An 18,829-nucleotide genomic window follows, 5' to 3' on the forward strand; every position below is an offset into this window, starting at 1 on the left:
CTGGGCGGGGCCGCCGACCTAGCTGGAGTGGACCTCGAACTCGCTGAGCTGACCGGCCGGCCAGCCGCTGTTGCCGGTGACGGTCAGCCGCAGGTACCGCTGGCTGGTCGGCGCGAACGTCACGGTGACCGTGTTGCCGCTGGCCGGGTTGAAGGTGTAGCCGGCGGACGCCTTCAGGGTGGTGAACGACGAGCCGTTGGCGGAGTTGAGCACCGACAGCGTCTGGGTGCGGGTCTGCCAGGCCGATGACGGCGGCAGCTTCAGCACGACCCGGGACACCGACCGGGCGGTTCCCAGGTCCACGGTCACCGACTGTGGGAACGCGTTGTTGGCGCTCTCCCAGTAGGTGCTCGGGTTGCCATCCACCACGTTCAGCGCGGCGTACACGTCGACGTGGCTGGTCTCGGTGACCGGCCGCCCGGCCGCCAGGTTGCCGGTGGGTGGCGGCGTGGTCGGGGGCGGAGTCGTCGGGGGCGGCGTCGTGGGCGGCGGCGTGGTGGGCGTGCCGCCGTACACCTCGACCTCGGAGAGCTGTGCGGCTGGCCAGCCCGTGTTGCCGGTGATGCTCACCCGGATGTAGCGGCGATCACCGGCGGGCAGGCCGATCGACACGCTGTTGCCCGTGCCGGGGTCGAAGACCCGGCCGGCGGAGGCGGCCAACGTGGCGTACGACGACCCGTCGGTGGAGCCGAGCACCGACAGGGTCTGGGTACGGCGCTCCCAGCCGGCGGGCAGCTTGAGCACCACCCGGTCGACCGACCGTGCCGAGCCCAGGTCGACGGTCACGGTCTGTGGGAAGGCGTTGTTGGCGCTCTCCCAGTAGGTGGCCGCGTTGCCGTCCACCGCGTTGCCCGCGGTGTAGCTCTGGTTGGTGCTGGTGGCGGTCGCCGGCCGGTTCAGCGCCAGGTTCCCCCCGGTGGGCGGTGGGGTGGTGGGTGGCGGAGTGGTGGGTGGCGGGGTGGTCGGCGGGGTGCTGGGTCCACCGCCCCACTGCGGGTCGGGCCACGGGCCGCAGTACGGGGTCGGGGTGTACCAGCCGGAGTTGCCGGCGCCCTGGGTGATCTGGAAGCCGCCGCCCACGCAGTTGTGGATCGGGTTGCTCTGCGCGATGTTGGTGGCCCGCACGTTGGTGAACGACACCTGGCTGGGCGCCTGCACCTGGAGGGCGTACGTGCCGGCGCCGTCGATCCGTACGTTGTTGAGGTTGATGCCATTGGTCTGGCCCTCGATCCAGTGCAGCGCCGCGTACGAGCTGTCCAGGATGTCGGTGTCGGTGATGTTGATGGTGGGCTGCTGGAACGCCTCGTTGAGCGCGGAGAACCAGACCGCCCCGACGCCGAAGTTCCAGTTGTAGTCCGAGTTGCCGTTGCGGATCAACGTGTTCCGGGCGATCGTCCAGGTGCCCTGGACTCCGGTGGCGCCCTGCACGCCGGGGTAGCGGTTGGCGACGTGGATGCCGCCACCGTTGGTCAGCGAGTCGGCCGTCACGTTGTCGGTGATCTTGATGTCCCGACCGCCGTAGCTGACCAGGTGGTTCGCCAGCAGGGTCACGCCGATGGTGTTGTGCGTGAAGGAGTTGTTGACGTTCGGCACGCTCTGCGCCCACATCGCGAGCGCGTCGTCGCCGGTGTTGCGGACGAAGGTGTTGGTCACCGTCGAGTTGGTCACGCCGGTGTGGAAGTTCACCCCGTCGGCGGTCTGGTCCAGGATCCGGCTGTTACGGATGGTGAAGTTGTCCATCGGGCCGTCCATCCAGGCCCCGACCTTGGTGTTCTCCAGCCAGAGGTTGTCCACCACCGAGTTGGTCATCGCCCCGCCCAGCGCGTTGACCTGGTCGTCGTCCACCCGTTCCCGGATGTCGCCGATGATGGCGAAGTCCCGCAGCGTCACGTTGCGACTCGGCCCGCCGGCCTCGTGCGGGCGGACCGCGCCGGTGTACCCACCGCCGGGGACGTACTTGCCGTAGATGCCGGCGGCCCGCTTGCGGTCGGTGGGGTGCCGGCCACCGAGCACCGAATACCACGGGCCGGCGCCGCGCAGGGTCACCCCGTCGACCACCACGTGGTCCCAGAGGGTGAAGGTGCCGGTCGGGATCCAGACCGCCCGGCCCTGGGCCTTCCCGGCGTCGACCGCCGCCTGGAACTTCGCGGTCGAGTCGGTCGCGCCGCTCGGGTCGGCGCCGAAGTCGGTGACCACGTCGAGCACACCGGTGGGCTTGTCGAGGGGCCCGCCGACCAGCTCGAAGTCGGCCAGGTCGATGGTGAAGCTGGGCGACTGGGCGGTCGAGGAGACCTGCAACCGGATCTTGGCGCCGGCCGGGTAGGTGCTGCCGAACATCGCCCGGGTCTCGTCGTAGAAGTGGTGCGGGTTGGTGTCGCCCGGGTTGTTGTTGAACGGGTAGCCGCCGTAGTACCAGCCGTACTTCGAGGTCACCGGAACCGACTTCAGCAGGTTCCCGTTGGCCCGCAGGTCGATGGCGGCGTCCCGGCCGGTGCCGGCCGGGCTGTCCGGCAGGCTGTGCCGGAAGGTGACCGCGTTGGCGGGGGCGGTGAGGGTGAACTCGACGTACTCGCCGACGGAGTCGAGGGTGACCGCCTCCCGGCCGGACGCCTCGGACGGCAGCGTGCCGTAGCGCCGGTCCGGGCCGATCTTCGTGCCGGTGTGGGCGGCCTTCTCGGCCTCGTGCTCGACGAACGGGACGGTGGCGCCCCGGCCGGGGATGTCGAAGGGGGACAGCCCGGCTGCCGAGGCCGGGGTCGCGGTGCCGGTGATCGCGAGGGCGGTCACCGATGTCGCGGCGAGCAGGGTGGCGACGATGGCGGCCAACGCTACCCGGGTCGGGTGTCGGAAATGGTGCGGGGTGCCGGTGGTGTGGTTGGCCATGAGCTGCGCTCTCCCTTTCGTCAGGCAGGCCAGATCCCCCCGTGTCCGTGCGGCGTGGCGTCCCCCGTTCCTCCTTCCTCCTCGTCGTCCGGCGCGGGGCCGGGATGGTGGTGTGGTGCCGGCGGCCGGGACGGGCCGCCGGCACCACGGCGATCAGGTCAGGCCAGGCCCGTCCGCCGCCCGCGGCTCGTCCGCAGGTTGGGCGGTACGCAGCCAGACGGCGGTGTCCGACGGCACCAGACCCTCGTCGAGCGGCCCGCTGGCCAGCAGCAGGTCCCCGTCGCCGGGCAGCGGCACCGGGGCGTCGGTGAGGTTGACCAGGCAGCGGAAGCCACCGCCACGGCTGAAGGCGAGCACGCCGTCCGGTGCGGGCAGCCAGCTCATCTCGCCGTCGCCGAGCGCCGGGTCGGCCCGCCGGATCTGGATCGCCGCCCGGTACAGCTCCAGCATCGAGGCGGCGTCGCCGGTCTGCGCCCGGGCCGTCCGGTCCTTCCAGTCGGCCGGCTGGGGCAGCCATGGCGTTGCGGCGCCGTCGGGGCTGAACTCGAACGGGGGCTCGTCACCGGCCCACGGCAGCGGCACGCGGCAGCCGTCCCGACCGGGGTCGACCCGGCCGGAGCGTTCCCACATCGGGTCCTGGCGCAGCGCGTACGGGATGTCCTCGACCTCCCAGAGCCCCAGCTCCTCACCCTGGTAGACGTAGGCGGCGCCGGGCAGCGACAGCGACAGCAGCGCGGCGGCCCTAGCGCGGCGGGTGCCCAACTCCAGGTCGGTGGGGGTCCCCTCGCGCTTGGCGGCGAAGCTGAACGTGGTGTCCGCCCGGCCGTAGCGGGTCACGTGCCGGGTGACGTCGTGGTTGGAGAGCACCCAGGTGGCCGGCGCGTTGACCGGCGCGTGCGCGCTCAGCGTCCCGTCGATGCTCTCGCGTAGGGCCGAGGCGTCCCAGGCGCAGCCGAGGAAGTCGAAGTTGAACGCGGCGTGCAGCTCGTCCGGGCGCAGGTAGTTGGCGAACCGCTGCCGATCCGGCAACCACACCTCACCGATCAGGGCCCGCTCGCCGGGGTACTCGTCGGCGACGCGCCGCCAGCCCCGGTAGATGTCGTGCACCCCGTCAAGGTCGTGGAACGGGTGCGGCAGGTCCGGGTGGACCTCGGGCAGCGTCCCGTCCTTGACCAGCAGCCCGGCCGAGTCGATCCGGATGCCGTCCACCCCCCGGTCGAACCAGAACCGCAGGATGTCCTCGAATTCGGCGCGCACCCTGGGGTGGTCCCAGTTGAAGTCCGGCTGCTCGGGGGCGAACAGGTGCAGGTACCAGTCGCCGGGGCTGCCGTCCGGGTTGGTGGTCCGGGTCCAGGTCGGGCCGCCGAACTCACCGACCCAGTCGGTGGGCCGCTGGTCGCCGTTCGGGCCCCGGCCGGGACGGAACCAGAACAGGTCCCGCTCCGGCGCGTCGGGCCCGCCGACGAGCGCGGCCTGGAACCAGGGGTGCACGTCCGAGCAGTGGTTGGGTACCACGTCGACGATGGTCCGGATGCCCAGCGCGTGTGCCTCCGAGATCAGCGCCTCCGCCTCGGCGAGCGTGCCGAAGACCGGGTCGATGTCGCGGTAGTCGGACACGTCGTAGCCGGCGTCGGCCATCGGGGAGGGGTACCAGGGACTGAACCAGATCGCGTCGATGCCGAGCGCGGACAGATGATTCAGCCGGGACCGGATACCGGCGATGTCGCCGATGCCGTCGCCGTTGCCGTCGGCGAAGCTACGCGGATACACCTGGTAGATCACCGCTCCACGCCACCACGGACTGCTGTCTGCTGTGGACACGAGCACCTGCTTTCTGTTTCAGTACGTCGGCGGGTTCGCCGGACCTGAGAGTGTGTCGGGCGAACGGCTGTTGTTCGCCACGGGAGGTTGCGCTGGTCGCTATCCCTTGAGGCTGCCTGTGGTCAGACCGGACATGATGTTCCGCTGGAAGATCAGGAAGACGATGACGGTCGGGACCGCGGCGATGACCGACGCGGCGATGACCACGTTCATGGGCGTACCACCCGCGAAGGCGTAGATGCCGACGCTGACGGTCCGGGTCTCCGGCGACGGCATGACCAGCTTCGGCCACAGGAAGTCCTTCCAGACGGCCGTCACGGCGAAGATCGACACTACGCCGAGGATGGGACGGGACATCGGCAGGATGATCGACCACAGCGTGCGCAGCGGCGTCGCCCCGTCCACCAGGGCCGCCGCCATCAGCTCCTCGGGGATCGAGTCGAAGAACCGCTTCAGCAGGAAGATGTTGAACGCGTTCGCGACCAGGGGCAGCCAGATCGCGAACGGCGAGTCGAGCAGGTTGATGTGCAGGATCGGCAGGTCGATCACGGTCACGTACTGCGGGACGATGAGCACCATCGCCGGAATCATCAGCGTCGCCAGCATCAGCGCGAGGATCACGTTGCCGAACATCGGCCGAAGCTTGGACAGGGAGTACGCGGCGGCGGTGTCGAGGACGAGCTGGAACACCACCGCGCCGGCGGCGTAGTAGAACGTGTTGAACAGCAGCTTGGCGAGGTCCAGGTTGTTCCAGGCGTCGATGTAGTTCTGCGGCTGCGGGTCCTTCGGGAACAGCGACGGCGGCGTCTGGGCGATCTCCTGGCCGGACTTGAGCGCGCCGGTGACCATCCAGTAGAGCGGCCCGAGGAAGACCAGCGTGAAGCCCACGACGACGACGGTGAGCAGAGCCCAGTAGATGAACCTGCCGCGCCCACGGCGGAGCTGCGCGTGAGAGATGAGGGTCCGGGTGCCGGAGTCCTGTGCCATGTCTCGCCCGTCCTAGTCCTGTTTCGCGCTCAGCCGCAGGTAGGCGGCGGAGAAGCCGGCCAGCACCACGAGCATGAGCACGCCGAGCGCCGCGGCGCCGTTGAGGTCGTTCTGGAAGAAGCCGTGCTGGTAGATGAGGTACGCCACGGAGGTCGCGGAATCCTCCGCGCCCGCGCCGTTGGCGAGGATCAGTGGCTCGATGAAGAGCTGCATCGTGGCGACGATCTGGATCATCGCCAGGAGCGCGAGGATCAGCCGGGTCTGCGGGATCGTCACGTGGCGGATCCGCTTCCAGATCCCGGCGCCGTCGAGCTCGGCAGCCTCGTAGAGTTCGCCCGGGATGTTCTGCAGCGACGCCAGGTAGATCAGCACGGCGCCGCCCATGTTCATCCAGGTCGACGCGAGCACCATCGCCGGCATCGTCATGTCGGGGGACTGCATCCACTGCGACGTGGGCAGGTGCAGCGCCTTGAGGATCGCGTTGAAGAGACCCGCCTCGCTGGGGTCGTACGCGTAGAACTTGAAGAGGTACAGCGCCGAGGCTGGTGGCAGCATCACCGGCAGGTAGACCAGGATCCGCAGGTATCCCTTGGCGTGGCGGAACTCGTTGAGCAGGATCGCCACGAAGAACGGCACCGCGTACCCGAGGACGAGCGCGAGCACCGTGAAGTAGAGCGTGTTCTGCCAGGCGGGCCAGAAGCTGGGGTCGGCGATGATGCGGGAGTAGTTGTCCCAGCCCACCCAGGTGGTCTCGCCGCGCCGCGTGCGCTGGAAGCTCATCACGATGCCGCGGATCATCGGGTACCAGGAGAAGACGACGAAGCAGAGCACCGCCCCGATCAGGAACGCGTGACCGGTGAGGTTGTCCCGCACCTTGCGGCCGAGGCTCGTACGCTGCGGCCCCGTGTAGGGCGGCGTGGGACGTCCCGGCTTTCTGGTGGTACCCGGGACGGTGGTGATCGCCAAGGCAACTCCTGGGTGAGTCAGTGACCGGACGGTGTGGCGCGGATGGGGTGGGGGCCGGGTCGGCGTACCGGCCCCCACCTGACCGGATCAGCTCTCGGCAGCCAGGAGCTGGTTGACCTTTTCCTCGGCCGTCTTGAGCAGCGCGTCGATGTTCGAGTTCGGGTTCGTCAGCACCCCGGACATCGCGGCGTCGAGCACCGCGTAGACCGCCTGCGCGTTGCGCGGCTCACCCTTGATCGGCACCGGGGTCGCCTCGAAGATCGCGAAGTTCGCGGTGTCGACGTTCGCGTTGGCCTTGCGCAGTTCGAGTTCCTGCTTCTGCGCCTCGCTGCCGTTGGCGAAGAGCAGCGGCTGGGGCAGACCCACCGGGTAGTTCTGCGGCTTGGCCCGGACGTAGTCGAACTGGCCCTTGCCCGGCGTCAGCTTCTGGTACGCGATCCACTTCAGACCGGCCTTGACCTGCTCGGGGGTGAGGTCCTTCTTGAAGAAGTAGCCCTCGCCGCCACCGAGCGTGCCCTTCGCCGCGCCGTCCTGACCCGGCAGCGGGCTCATCGCCCAGTCCTGGAACTTGCCCTGGAACTGGCTGACGATCGCCTGGGTGGCGTCCGGCGCGCCGATGAACATGCCGACCTTGCCCGCACCGGCGTTGGTCAGCAGGTCGCCCCACTGCAGCAGCTGCCGGGCGCCCATGCTGTTGTCGCCGTACCGCATGTCCTTGATGTTCTGCAGGACCTGCTTGCCCATCGCGTTGTTGAAGTCGGCCTTCTTGCCGTCCGGCGTCAGCACCTGGCCGCCCTGCGAGTAGAGCAGGGACGTGAAGTGCCAGCCGCCGGTGTTGCCGGCGCTGTACTCCGAGTAGCCGGCGATGCCGTTGCCGAGCGCGGAGATCTTCTTGGCGGCGGCCCGGACCTCGCCCCAGGTCTTGGGCGGGCTGTTCACGTCGAGCCCCGCCTGCTGGAACAGGACCTTGTTGTAGACCAGGCCCATCGAGTAGTTCTTCACCGGGACGGCGTAGAGCTTGCCGCCGTCGGTGAAGACCTCCTTGAGCGCCGGGTCGACGCTGTCCCAGGTCGGGATGGCGTCCTTGTTGGCGTACTGGGAGATGTCCATCGCCTGGCCGGAGTCGAGCACCTGCTGGAGATCGGTCATGTACCCGTAGAACACGTCGGTCACGGTGCCGCCGGCGAGACGGGCGGTGAAGTCCGGCGGGTTGTTGCACTGCTCGCCGACGCTCACGCTCTTGATGACGATGTCCGGGTTCTGCCGCTGGAACTCGGCGACATCATCGTTCCAGTTCTTCAACAGCTCTTTCTGAGCGCCGACGGGTTGGCAGTCGACCGTGATGGTGACCTTGCCGCCTGCGTTCGTGTCCTTGTCGTCGCTCTTCGTGGAGCATGCCGTGAGGCTGAACCCCAGGCCGGCCACGAGCGCTAACGCCGCAGCCTTTCGGTATTGCGGTACGGACATCTGTCCATCCCTTCGGGAACGGGTGTCTCCATGACGTTCGATGAGCTGCGGTGATGCGACCTGACCGCCGGTAACTGCGCCGGAGCCACGTGTGAGTGGAGTCACTGTAACGAGGCCGACTCATTTCGGCAAGGTATCGATGCTGTAGTGAAAGGACACGACTTTCTAACGGCAAATGTCGACAGGACTTCGAAACGGGCCCGAGATGATGACCTTTGGTCCCTTATGGCCCGTCAGCAGACCAGGCCGTCGCTGCGGTATTCGAGCAGCAACGAGAACGGCCGCCGACCGCGAGAAGCGGTCGACGGCCGGGAGGTCGTCTCAGCGATCCGGGGGCGGGGCCGGGACGGTCAGTCGGCGGCCCGCCTGCCGATCAGCGGCCCGGGGCGGGGGCGGTGGAACCACGCACCACCAGCTCGGGCTCGAACAGCAACTCGTCCTGCAGCACGCCGACACCCTCGATCTGGGTGACCAGCAGGTCCACCGCGGCCTGCCCCATCGTCTCGATCGGCTGCCGCACGGTGGTCAACGGCGGGTCGGTGCAGGTCATGAAGGCCGAGTCGTCGAAGCCCACCACCGACACGTCGGTCGGCACCACACGACCCAGCCGGCGCGCGGCCCGGATGGTGCCCAGCGCCAGCACGTCGCTGGCGCAGATGATCCCGGTGACACCACGCTCGACCAGCTTCGTCGCGGCGACCCGCGCCCCCTCCATCGAGAAGCTGGAGCGCTCGACGCACTCCGTGTCGTCGGTCCAGCCCGCGGCGCGGATCATCGCGTCGAGCTTGCGCCGGGACGGCACGTGCCCCTCCGGGCCGAGCACCATCCCGATCCGGTCGTGCCCCAGCGAGCGCAGGTGCCCGTACGCCTGCTCCACCGCCACCGCGTCGTCCGTGGAGACCCGGGGGAAGCCCAGCTCGTCCACCCCCGCGTTCACCAGCACCACCGGCAGGCCCCGGTCGGTAAGCCGTCGGTAGTGGTCGTGCCGCGCGTCGGCCAACGCGTACGAGCCACCGGCGAAGATCACCCCGGAGACCTGGTGGTCGAGGAGCATCTCCACGTAGTCCATCTCGGAGACGCCACCGATGGTGCGGGCGCAGAGCGCCGGGGTGTAGCCACGCTGGGCGAGGGACCCGGTGACCACCTCGGCGAGCGCCGGAAAGATCGGGTTCTGCAACTCGGGCAACACCAGCCCGACCAGCCGGGCACGCTCGCCGCGCAACTTGGTCGGCCGCTCGTAGCCGAGCACGTCCAACGCGGTCAGCACGGCCGTCCGGGTCGCCTCGGAGACCCCGTCCCGGCCGTTGAGCACCCGGCTGACGGTGGCCTCGCTGACGCCCGCCTTCTTGGCAACTTCAGTCAACCGCTTGGTCACGGCCGCAATCGTACGTCACAGAAATGAAAGAAATGAACAGGGAACTGCCGGGCAGTTGCTTCTCCGCTGCGGCGGGTGGCCCTGCTCAGAGCCTTGGCCTTCAGTTGCCACTTGATGCTTCATCGGGGATGCCGGCGATCTGAGTGACGAGGAAGTCGAGCCGTCCCTCCTGGCCGTCCGGGGGATGCGGCCACTGTCCGACAGGACAGCCATGCCGTGCAACGCGCTCCAGGTGACTTGGCTGGAGCGACACCCCACCTGTTGGGTTGGTTCATGCTGGTCGCCACCGTCATACCCGTCGGCGACGCGCTGATCGTGCTGCGCAGCAACGGTCCCAAGGTTGCCGTCTACGGCATCCACGGGATCACGGCCGTGGTGATGCTGGCGATCAGCGTGCTCCTGCTCGTCGCGTAACCGGTTGTCACCTGGGCGACGTCGGGCACACGTCACCGCAGGTTGCGCAGGGCGTCCTCGATGGCCCGGTGGAAGGTCGGATAGGCGTAGATCATGTGCCGGAGCTGGCTCAGCGGCACGGCCGCGTGCACCGCCACCACCAGCGCGGAGAGCACCTCGCCGCCGGCCGGGCCGGCCGAGGTCGCGCCGATCAGCACGCCCCGGTCGGCGTCCGCGATCAGCTTGATGAACCCCTCGTCGCCGACCCGGTGGATCCAGCCCCGGGTCGAGCTGCCCAGCTTGGTGTACCCGATCTGCACGTTGATGCCGCGCTCCCGGGCCTGCTGCTCGGTCAGCCCGACCGCGCCGACCTCGGGGTCGGTGAAGGTCACCCGGGGCAGCGCGCGGTAGTCGGCGCGCGGCACACTGCCCGCGGATCCGCTCGACGCGCTGGAGCCCAGCGAGCTGGCCGCGCCCATCGCGCCGCCGACCACGCTGGCGGTGCCGCTGGCGTCCGGCCCCGCGTTCGCCTGCCGAGCCTGGGCCAGCACGTCGGCGATCACGATCGCCGCCTGGTACATGGCGATGTGGGTGAACGCCCCCTCGCCGGTCACGTCACCGACCGCCCAGATGCCATCGGTGACGCGCAGCCGATCGTCCACCGGCAGGTAGCGCTGGGCGGCGTCCACCCCGACCGTGTCCAGCCCCAACTCCTCCAGGTGTGCCCGGCGGCCGGTCACCACCAGCAGCCGGTCCGCGGTGAACTCCGCCCCGCCGGCGCCGTGCAGGGTGAACCGGCTCCCGTCGTGCTCGACCCGCTCGGCTCGTACCCCCGTGTGGATCTCCACGCCGTCGGCGCGCAGCGCCGCGGCGGCCACCTCGGACGCCTCCGGTTCCTCGACGGCCAGCACCCGGTCCAGCGCCTCCACCACCGTGACCCGCACCCCGAACCGTGCGAAGACCTGGGACAGCTCCAACCCGATGGCGCCACCGCCGAGCACCAGCAGTGACTCCGGCAGTTGCTCGACCTCGATCGCCTGACGGTTGATCCAGTACGGAGTGTCGGCCAGACCTGAAATCGGCGGCACCGACGCTCGGGTGCCGGTGCCCAGCACGATCCCGTGCCGGGCCTGGAACACCTGGTCGCCGACCCGGACCCGGCCCGGGCCGTCGAGTCGGCCGCTGCCCCGGACGAACCGGCCACCGCGGTCCGTGAACCGCCGCACCGCGACCGTGTCGTCCCAGGTGTCGGTGGCCTCCTCGCGGATCCGCTTCGCCACCGGCGCCCAGTCCGGCTGGACCTGCGCCGTCCCGGCCAGCCCGTCGACCCGACGCGCCTCGGCGAGCGCGTTGGCCGCTCTGATCATCATCTTGCTCGGGATGCAGCCCCAGTACGGGCACTCCCCGCCGACCAGGTCCCGTTCGACGCCGACGACGCTCAGGCCGGCCTCGGCGAGCCGCCCGGCCACCTCCTCGCCGCCGACCCCGAGCCCGACCACGACCACATCCACCAACTCCGGCTCCGCCACCCCGACAGCATCCCCCAGCGGCCCGGCCCCGACCACCGAGGCCGGGAAAAGCCGGCGCGCGCACCGGGCCGGAGCGCCTACGGTGGCCGGATGCACGCGCGCTTCGCCCCGGTCCGGGACTGCTTCCACGACCTGCTGGCCGCCGGTCGGGAGACCGGTGCCAGCCTGACCGTCTGGTACGACGGCCATCCGGTGATCGACCTGGTCGGCGGCTCCCGCACAACCTCCGGATCCAGCGATGGGGCCGACGGTCCGGCCGACGGCGACCCGTGGCGACCGGACACGCTGGTCAACGTCTACTCGGTCGGCAAGCCGGTGGCCGCGCTCTGCCTGTTGATGCTGGCCGACCGGGGTCGGGTCGATCTCGACGCGCCGGTCGCCCGGTACTGGCCGGAGTTTCGCACCCCGGCCACCGTGCGTCAGGTGTTGTCGCACACCGCCGGGCTGCCGGCCTTCCCGGTGCCCCGACCGGCCACCGCGATCGTCGACTGGGCGCTGCTCACCGGCGACCTCGCCGCCGCCGACCCCGAATGGGCGCCCGGCTCGGTGGCCGGGGAGCACGCCTGGACGTACGGGCACCTGGTGGGCGAACTGGTCCGCCGGGTGGACGGCCGTTCGGTGGGCCGGTTCCTGGCCGAGGAGATCGCCGGCCGGTGGCTGCTCGACCTCGGCTTCGGGCTGTCCGAGGCCGACCAGCGGCGCTGTGCGGACCTGCGCTACGGCGACCCGGAATGGCCGGTCCGGATGCTCGGCGAGCCCGGCTCTCTCCGTGCCCGCTCGATGGACAACCCGCCCGGCGGACGGGACCTGGCCATGCTCAACAGTCCGCTCTGGCGGGGCGCCGAGGTCCCCGCGGTCAACCTGCACGCCACCGCGTCCAGCCTGGCCCGGCTCTACGCCGGCCTGCTGGCGGGCGGTGTCCTGGACGGCGTCCGGCTGGTCAGCCCGGAGCTGGTGACCGAGGCGACCCGGGTCCAGTACGACGGGCCGGATCTGGTGCTGGACCGCCAGGTCCAGTGGACGCTGGGCATGCAGTGGGAGCCGGACGGCAGCTGGGGCATGGGCGGCATCGGCGGCAGCAGCGCGTGGGCCGACCCGGAGCGCGGATACACCTTCGCGTACGCCACCGCGCAGTTGGCCGAGCACGACCGGGTCGACGAACTCGTCGAGGCACTGCACTCGTGCCTGTGACCGGATGTTAGGAAGGGCCCCTTGTACAACACCAGGCGTTAATAAGGTGCCCTTCCTTTCGGGCCGGGGATGGTGACCGGGGTGCCGGCGGGGGTGAGCAGGGCGCGGGCGGCCACCGCCATCCGGCGCCGCTGCGGCACCAGGGCCCGCCGGGCGAAGACGTCGTATCCCTGCGCGGCCACTTCGTCCAGCATGCCGCCGTAGAGGGCGTACGCGGTGCGCATGCAGGCCTGCGAGGCCGGCGCGAGCATGGTGATGCCGGGCGCGGCGGCAGCGTAGTGCGCCTGGGCCCGGGTCACCTCGTACTCGATCAGCTCGCGGATCCGGGGCGTGCCGCGACCCCGGGCGCGGGCCTGGGCCAGCTCGTCGTTGGTGACGTCGAACTTCGCCAGGTCCTCGTCCGGCAGGTAGGTGCGGCCCCGGTCGAGGTCCTCGGCGACGTCCCGGATGAAGTTCGTGAGCTGGAAGGCGAAGCCGAGCTGCCGAGCCGGCTCCCGGGCCTCGGCCGGGTCGGAGCTGCCCAGGATAGGCAGCATCATGGTGCCGATGACCGCCGCCGAGCCTTCCATGTAGTCGAGCAGGTGGTCGTAGGTCGGGTACGCGGTGACCGTCAGGTCCATCGCCATGCTCTTCAGAAACGACGCGAAGTCGTCCCGGTCGAGGTTGAAGACGGCGATCGTGTGCAGCACGGCCGGCAGCAGCGGGTCGTCGACCGACGCGCCGTGCAGGCCCGCCACGAAGCGGCTGGCCCAGTCGTCCAGCCGGGCGGCCCGCTCGGCCGGCGGCAGGTCCTCGGTGCCGTCCACGATCTCGTCGGCGTAGCGGGTGAATCCGTAGAGGGCGTGCACGTGCCGCCGTTTCCAGGCGGGCAGCAGCCTGGTGGCGAGATAGTAGGTGCGACCGTGGCGTCTGTGCAGTTCACGGCACTGGTCATAGGCAGCGGTGAGATCGGCGTCCACCGGCCCTCCTCATTTATCGACGCACCAATCGACGCAACTCGTAACTCTAGGGTACGCTCGGCCGCATGGCCAACGACGCAGTTGCCGGTAGCGCGATCCGCGTGACGCCGGCACGGCCGGGCGATGGGGCCAATCCAGTCCGCGCCGTGCTGGCCGCGTACACCCAGGACCTGATCACGGCGGTGGACGACACCCTGACCACCTTCCTCAACGGCGAGGTCGACTCGCTCGCCGAGATCGACGCCGCGATGGGCGACTTCGCGGCCTCCGCGCGAGGGGCCGTGCTGGCCGGAGGCAAGCGGATCCGGCCCACCTTCGCCTACTGGGGCTGGCGCGGGGCGGTCGGCGGCAGCGAGCCACTCCCCCCGGTGCTACCCGCGTTGGCCGCCCTCGAGCTGCTGCACACCTTCGCGCTCGTGCACGACGACGTCATGGATTCCTCCGCCACCCGCCGAGGCCGGCCCACCACCCACGTCGCCCTCGCCGCGCAACATGTCGCCGCCGGCCGCCGGGGCGACCCCGGCCGGTTCGGCGAAGCGGTCGCGGTGCTCATCGGCGATCTCTGCGTGGTCTGGGCCGACCGGCTGCTGGCGCACGCCACCGTGGCGCCGGCCCGGCTGTTCGAGGTCCGCCGGTGCTACGACCAGATGCGGGTGGAGACCATCGCCGGGCAGTATCTGGACGTGCTCGGCGAGAACGACGTGGTCAACTGGTCGACCGACCGGGCGCTGCGGGTGGCCCGCTACAAGACGGCGAGCTACACCGTCCAGCGACCGCTGCTCTACGGCGCCTGCCTGGCCGGGGTGCCCGCCGATGACCCGCTGGCCACCGCGTACACCCGCTACGGCCTGGCCGTCGGCGAGGCGTTCCAGCTCCGCGACGATCTGCTCGGCGCCTACGGCGACCCGGCCGCCACCGGCAAGCCGGCCGGTGACGACCTGCGCACCGGCAAGCCGACCACGCTGCTCATGCTGGCCCGGCAGTTGGCCACCCCGACCCAGCTCAAGGAGCTGGACCGGGCCCGCGAGGGCCGGGTCGACCGGCTGGCCGAGCTGATCGCCGACACCGGGGCGGTGGCGCGGGTGGAGCGGATGATCGCCGAGCGGGTGGGTGACGCGCTGGCCGCGCTCGACGCCACACCCGTGGACCGGACGGCGCGAACCGCGCTGACCGGGCTGGCCACCGCCGCCACCAACCGGCGGGCCTGATGAACGACTTCTCCAAGGAGGTGGCCACGTGCGGACGGTGACAGGACGGACGGACCGGGTGGTGGTCGTCGGCGCCGGGTTGGGCGGGCTGGCCTGTGCGCTGCACCTGGCCGGCAGCGGCCGGCAGGTGACCGTGCTGGAACGTGAGCCGGTGCCGGGCGGGCGGGCCGGGCGGCTCGCCGCGGACGGCTACGAGTTCGACACCGGCCCGACCGTGCTCACCATGCCCGAGCTGATCGCCGAGGCGCTCGGGGCGGTCGGGGAGGAGCTGGGCGACTGGCTCGACCTGACCCCACTCGACCCGGCCTACCGGGCGTACTACCCGGACGGCTCGACCCTCGACGTGCTGACCGACACCACCCGGATGGCGGCCGAGATCTCCCGGGTCTGCGGCCCCCGCGAGGCCGACGGCTACCTGCGCTTCGTCGACTACGCGCGGGAGCTGTGGCGGCTGGAGCGGGCCGACTTCATCGAGCGCAACCTGGACGCGCCGACCGACCTGATCACCGGCAACCTGCTCAAGCTGCTCGCCGGCGGAGCCTTCCGCCGACTCCAGACGAAGATCAACCAGTTCTTCCGGGACCCGCGCACCCAGCGGATCTTCTCCTTCCAGGCGATGTACGCCGGGCTCGCCCCGCACGACGCGCTGGCCATCTACGCGGTCATCGCGTACCTCGACTCGGTGGCCGGGGTCTACTTCCCGCGCGGCGGCATCCACGCGGTGTCCAAGGCGATGGCCGGCGCGGCCGAGAAACACGGCGTGCAGATCCGGTACGACACCACGGTGACCCGGGTGGAGACCGCGAACGGCCGGGCCACCGGCGTACTCACCGCCGACGGCGAGCTGGTGCCGGCGGACGTGGTGGTGCTCAACCCCGATCTGCCGGTCGCCTACCGGGACCTGCTCCCCGCCGCCCGCCAGCGGCGGCTCACCTACTCGCCGTCCTGCGTCGTCCTGCACGTCGGGTCCCGGCAGGGATATGCGAAGATCGCCCACCACAACATCCACTTCGGGCGCGCGTGGAAGGGCACCTTCGATGAGGTCATCCGCCGGGGCGAGCTGATGACCGACCCGTCGCTGCTGGTCACCAACCCGAGCCGGACCGACCCGTCGGTGGCCCCGCCGGACCGGCACACCTACTACGTGCTCGCCCCGGTGCCCAACCTCGACCGGGCCCCGTTCGAGTGGCGCGGCGACCTGACCCGGCGCTACGGCGACCAGCTGGTCGGCACCCTGGAGGAGCGCGGCTACGTCGGCTTCGGCGCCGGGGTCGAGGTGCTGCGGGCGATCACGCCCGCCGAGTGGGCGGAGCAGGGCATGGCCGCCGGGACCCCGTTCGCCGCCGCGCACAGCCTCTTCCAGACCGGTCCGTTCCGCCCCTCGAACCTGCACCGCGACCTGTCGAACGTGGTCTTCGTCGGTTCCGGCACCCAGCCCGGGGTCGGCGTGCCGATGGTGCTGATCTCCGGCAAGCTGGCCGCCGGCCGGATCACCGGGGAGGGCCGGTGAGCAGCCGCGAGGAGCACCTCGTCGAGCTGGTCGACGACGCCGGCCGGGCTCGTGGTGAGACCACCGTCGCGGCCGCGCACCAACCGCCGGGGCATCTGCACCGGGCCTTCTCGGTGCTGCTGGTGGACCCGGACGGTCAGGTGCTGCTCCAGCGGCGGGCAGCGGTCAAGACCCGGTTCCCGCTGCGCTGGGCCAACTCCTGCTGTGGCCACCCCCAACCGGGCGAACCGCTCGCCGAGGCGGCCAACCGGCGGCTGCGCGAGGAACTGGGCACCGGCCCCGTCGAGTTGACCGAGGTGGGCGTCTACGTCTACTACGCCGAGGACCCGGCCACCGGGCGGGTCGAGTTCGAGTACGACCACGTCCTGCGCGGCGAGTTCCGCCCCGCCGCCCCGCTGCTACCCGACCCGGACGAGGTGGCCGAGCTGCGCTGGGCTGACCCCGCCGCCCTGGAGGCCGAGCTCGACCGTGATCCCCGCTCATACGCACCCTGGCTGGGCGGGGTGGTGAACCGGCTGCTGCGCCCCTCGGAGCCGACGTCCGGCGTACCCGGCCCGGCGGTGACCCCGTCCGGATCGTCGGCGGATGACGCGGCGGAGCGGTCAGGTGGTCGATGAGGCACTGAGCGCGGGCGCGGTCGCACGTCGGCTGGGGGTCGCGGTCACCACGCTGCGCACCTGGCACCAGCGCTACGGGCTCGGTCCCAGTGAACACATCCCGGGCCACCACCGCCGGTACACGCCGGCCGACCTGGCCCGTCTCGAAATCATGCGACGGCTCACCGCCGAGGGGGTGAGCCCCGCCGAGGCGGCTCGTTGGGCCCGCCAGGCGCCCGATCCCACGCCCGCCGACGCCGTCGCCCGGAGCCGAATCCGCCCCCCGGGTCGCGACGGCGGCGGAACCATCCCGGTAGGCCGCGCCGGCCCGGCCGCCAGAGGACTGGCCCGGGCCGCCATGCGGCTGGACGCGGCGGCGATCAGCGAGACCATCGCGCAGGCCCTGGCCGTCGGCGGAGTGGTCGCGACCTGGGATCACTTGCTGCGCCCGGTCCTCGTCGGCATCGGTGACCGGCACGCCGCCACCGGCGGCCTGATCGAGGTGGAACACCTCGTCTCCCGCTGCGTGTCGGAGGCGTTCGCGGCGAGCAGCCGGGCCGCCGCGGCCAGCGGACCGGCCCGGATCCTGCTCTCCTGCGCCGATGAGGAGCAGCACAGCCTGCCGCTCGAAGCACTGGGCGCCGCGCTCGGCGAGGCCGGGCTCACCTACCGGATGCTCGGCGCCCGGGTGCCGGTGGCCGCCCTCGTCGAGGCGGTGACCCGGACCGGGCCGGCCGCCGTGGTGCTCTGGTCGCACACCCGGGCCACCGCGGACCCGGCTCAGCTCAGCGCGCTGCTCGCCGCACCCCGCCGCCCGCTGCTGGTCCTCGCTGCCGGCCCCGGCTGGCGGGCCGAGACTCTGCCCTCCGGGGTGGTGCGGCCGGCCGACCTGACCGAGGCGGTCTCGCTCGCCGTCGCGGTCCGTGACTCGCTGGACCAGGCGAGAGGGGCCTGACCGGGGCTGTCGGCCCTCAGCGGCGTCCACTAGCGTCGGGGCGTCCGCCTACCCCGACCCCCCGGGAGCGAACAGATGCAAGCCCGCGCCCTCCTGGCGTCCGCCCTCACCGTGGTGCTGGCCCTGGCCGGCTGTGCCCAGCCGGACGGCACCCTCGCACCCGTCGGCGCGCCGCAGCCGGTCGAGTCGACCATGCCGCCCACCCCGAAACCCACTCCGTCGCCACACCCCACCCTCGCCAAGCCGCCGAAGCCCATCCTGCGGCCCCTGCCGGCCAAGCTCCCGGCCGGCCTGCGGCGCAGCACCGGCGTACGCCCGGTGGCCCTGACCTTCGACGACGGGCCCAGCCCGGCCTGGACGCCCAAGGTGCTCAACCAACTGCGGGCGGCCCGGGTGACCGCCACCTTCTGCCTGGTCGGCCGTGAGGTGCAGCGCCACCCGGAGCTGGTCCGGCGCATCGTCCGGGAGGGGCACCAGCTCTGCAACCACAGCTGGCGGCACGACCTTGAGCTGGCTCGCCGGCCGGTTGCCGAGATCCGGGCCGACCTGTCCCGGACCAACAAGGCCATCCAGGCGGCTGCCCCGGGCGCGAAGGTTCCCTTCTACCGTCAGCCGGGCGGCCGGTGGACGCCGGAGGTGCTGGAGGTGGCGAAGGATCTCGGCATGCGGCCGCTGCACTGGAACGTCGACCCGCAGGACTGGGACAAGCCGACCGCTGCCACGATCACCAAGCGGGTCCACTCCGCCGCCCGTCCCGGCGCCGTCGTGCTGCTGCACGACGGCGGCGGCAACCGGGCCGCGACGCTCGCCGCCTGCCCGCACGTGATCGCCGACCTGAAGCGACGCTTCGGCGTCACCCGATTGCGCTAGACCGGCCCTGACCTGCGGTTATGCGTCGAACTGAGGCTCCGGCCATACCGGTTTTGTCGACCGACCACGCATCACGTATGCTTTCTAAGCCTCCGGCGGGGCCGGATGGGAGCAAGTCC

General features: G+C 71.2%; 15 protein-coding genes. 7 read left to right on the forward strand and 8 right to left on the reverse strand.

Annotated elements, in window-relative coordinates; genetic code table 11:
* Positions 1 to 18: 18 nt before the first annotated feature.
* From ACFYPS_RS13970 to ACFYPS_RS13995, 6 genes are all read right to left on the reverse strand, one after another.
* Positions 19 to 2,883 carry a discoidin domain-containing protein gene (locus tag ACFYPS_RS13970; RefSeq protein ID WP_354966534.1) on the reverse strand — a complete coding sequence of 955 codons (2,865 nt, stop codon included), beginning with the start codon at positions 2,881 to 2,883 and terminating at the stop codon, positions 19 to 21.
* Positions 2,884 to 3,036: 153 nt separating this feature from the next.
* Entirely contained in the window at positions 3,037 to 4,704 is a 1,668-nt protein-coding gene (locus tag ACFYPS_RS13975) for a glycoside hydrolase family 13 protein (RefSeq protein ID WP_354966533.1), read from the reverse strand.
* Between the two features lie 99 nt (positions 4,705 to 4,803).
* Positions 4,804 to 5,691 carry a carbohydrate ABC transporter permease gene (locus ACFYPS_RS13980; protein ID WP_354966532.1) on the reverse strand — a complete coding sequence of 296 codons (888 nt, stop codon included), beginning with the start codon at positions 5,689 to 5,691 and terminating at the stop codon, positions 4,804 to 4,806.
* Positions 5,692 to 5,703: 12 nt separating this feature from the next.
* On the reverse strand, positions 5,704 to 6,657 hold the full coding sequence (locus ACFYPS_RS13985) for a sugar ABC transporter permease (RefSeq protein ID WP_354966531.1): 954 nt from the start codon (positions 6,655 to 6,657) through the stop codon (positions 5,704 to 5,706).
* 87 nt (positions 6,658 to 6,744) lie between these two features.
* Positions 6,745 to 8,124, reverse strand: coding sequence for an extracellular solute-binding protein (locus tag ACFYPS_RS13990; RefSeq protein WP_354966530.1), 1,380 nt, complete (start codon positions 8,122 to 8,124; stop codon positions 6,745 to 6,747).
* A gap of 373 nt (positions 8,125 to 8,497) precedes the next feature.
* Positions 8,498 to 9,499 carry a LacI family DNA-binding transcriptional regulator gene (locus tag ACFYPS_RS13995; protein ID WP_354966529.1) on the reverse strand — a complete coding sequence of 334 codons (1,002 nt, stop codon included), beginning with the start codon at positions 9,497 to 9,499 and terminating at the stop codon, positions 8,498 to 8,500.
* A 216-nt stretch (positions 9,500 to 9,715) separates the two neighbouring features.
* Here ACFYPS_RS13995 and ACFYPS_RS14000 point away from each other — a divergent pair, with 216 nt between their 5' ends.
* Positions 9,716 to 9,913, forward strand: coding sequence for a DUF4267 domain-containing protein (locus ACFYPS_RS14000; protein WP_354966528.1), 198 nt, complete (start codon positions 9,716 to 9,718; stop codon positions 9,911 to 9,913).
* 32 nt (positions 9,914 to 9,945) lie between these two features.
* On the opposite strand, the gene ACFYPS_RS14005 is transcribed toward ACFYPS_RS14000, so the two are convergent.
* Entirely contained in the window at positions 9,946 to 11,421 is a 1,476-nt protein-coding gene (locus tag ACFYPS_RS14005; protein WP_354966527.1) for an FAD-dependent oxidoreductase, read from the reverse strand.
* A gap of 90 nt (positions 11,422 to 11,511) precedes the next feature.
* On the opposite strand from ACFYPS_RS14005, the gene ACFYPS_RS14010 reads away from it, so the two are divergent.
* Positions 11,512 to 12,612 (forward strand): serine hydrolase domain-containing protein, encoded by a 1,101-nt coding sequence (locus tag ACFYPS_RS14010; RefSeq protein WP_354966526.1) that lies wholly within the window; start codon positions 11,512 to 11,514, stop codon positions 12,610 to 12,612.
* Between the two features lie 38 nt (positions 12,613 to 12,650).
* On the opposite strand, the gene ACFYPS_RS14015 is transcribed toward ACFYPS_RS14010, so the two are convergent.
* Positions 12,651 to 13,571, reverse strand: a complete 921-nt coding sequence (locus tag ACFYPS_RS14015) for a phytoene/squalene synthase family protein (RefSeq protein ID WP_354966525.1) — start codon at positions 13,569 to 13,571, stop codon at positions 12,651 to 12,653.
* 65 nt (positions 13,572 to 13,636) lie between these two features.
* Between ACFYPS_RS14015 and ACFYPS_RS14020 the strand changes: the two genes are divergently transcribed.
* The 5 genes from ACFYPS_RS14020 (at position 13,637) to ACFYPS_RS14040 (ending at position 18,710) form a co-directional block, all read left to right on the forward strand.
* Positions 13,637 to 14,779: a polyprenyl synthetase family protein gene (locus ACFYPS_RS14020; protein WP_354966524.1), complete on the forward strand. Its 1,143-nt coding sequence runs from the start codon at positions 13,637 to 13,639 to the stop codon at positions 14,777 to 14,779.
* Positions 14,780 to 14,807: 28 nt separating this feature from the next.
* Complete coding sequence (crtI, locus tag ACFYPS_RS14025) at positions 14,808 to 16,289, forward strand: phytoene desaturase family protein (protein WP_354966523.1); 1,482 nt, start codon at positions 14,808 to 14,810, stop codon at positions 16,287 to 16,289.
* Complete coding sequence (gene idi / locus ACFYPS_RS14030) at positions 16,286 to 16,906, forward strand: isopentenyl-diphosphate Delta-isomerase (RefSeq protein ID WP_354966522.1); 621 nt, start codon at positions 16,286 to 16,288, stop codon at positions 16,904 to 16,906. Before crtI ends, idi begins: the two co-directional genes overlap by 4 nt.
* Complete coding sequence (locus tag ACFYPS_RS14035) at positions 16,896 to 17,840, forward strand: MerR family transcriptional regulator (protein ID WP_354966579.1); 945 nt, start codon at positions 16,896 to 16,898, stop codon at positions 17,838 to 17,840. The genes idi and ACFYPS_RS14035 overlap by 11 nt, the downstream gene beginning before the upstream one ends.
* Before the next feature lie 75 nt (positions 17,841 to 17,915).
* On the forward strand, positions 17,916 to 18,710 hold the full coding sequence (locus ACFYPS_RS14040; RefSeq protein ID WP_354966521.1) for a polysaccharide deacetylase family protein: 795 nt from the start codon (positions 17,916 to 17,918) through the stop codon (positions 18,708 to 18,710).
* The last annotated feature ends 119 nt before the right edge of the window (positions 18,711 to 18,829 follow it).

It is taken from the genome of Micromonospora sp. NPDC005087 (assembly GCF_042872965.1).
Lineage (GTDB): Bacteria > Actinomycetota > Actinomycetes > Mycobacteriales > Micromonosporaceae > Micromonospora.

Bases quoted from the DNA above. Each gene is read 5' to 3' on its own strand.
- ACFYPS_RS13970 (WP_354966534.1), bottom strand. From the start codon at position 2,883: ATGGCCAACCACACCACCGGCACCCCGCACCATTTCCGACACCCGACC.
- ACFYPS_RS13980 (WP_354966532.1), bottom strand. From the start codon at position 5,691: ATGGCACAGGACTCCGGCACCCGGACCCTCATCTCTCACGCGCAGCTC.
- ACFYPS_RS13990 (WP_354966530.1), bottom strand. From the start codon at position 8,124: ATGTCCGTACCGCAATACCGAAAGGCTGCGGCGTTAGCGCTCGTGGCC.
- ACFYPS_RS14010 (WP_354966526.1), top strand. From the start codon at position 11,512: ATGCACGCGCGCTTCGCCCCGGTCCGGGACTGCTTCCACGACCTGCTG.
- ACFYPS_RS14020 (WP_354966524.1), top strand. From the start codon at position 13,637: ATGGCCAACGACGCAGTTGCCGGTAGCGCGATCCGCGTGACGCCGGCA.
- ACFYPS_RS14040 (WP_354966521.1), top strand. From the start codon at position 17,916: ATGCAAGCCCGCGCCCTCCTGGCGTCCGCCCTCACCGTGGTGCTGGCC.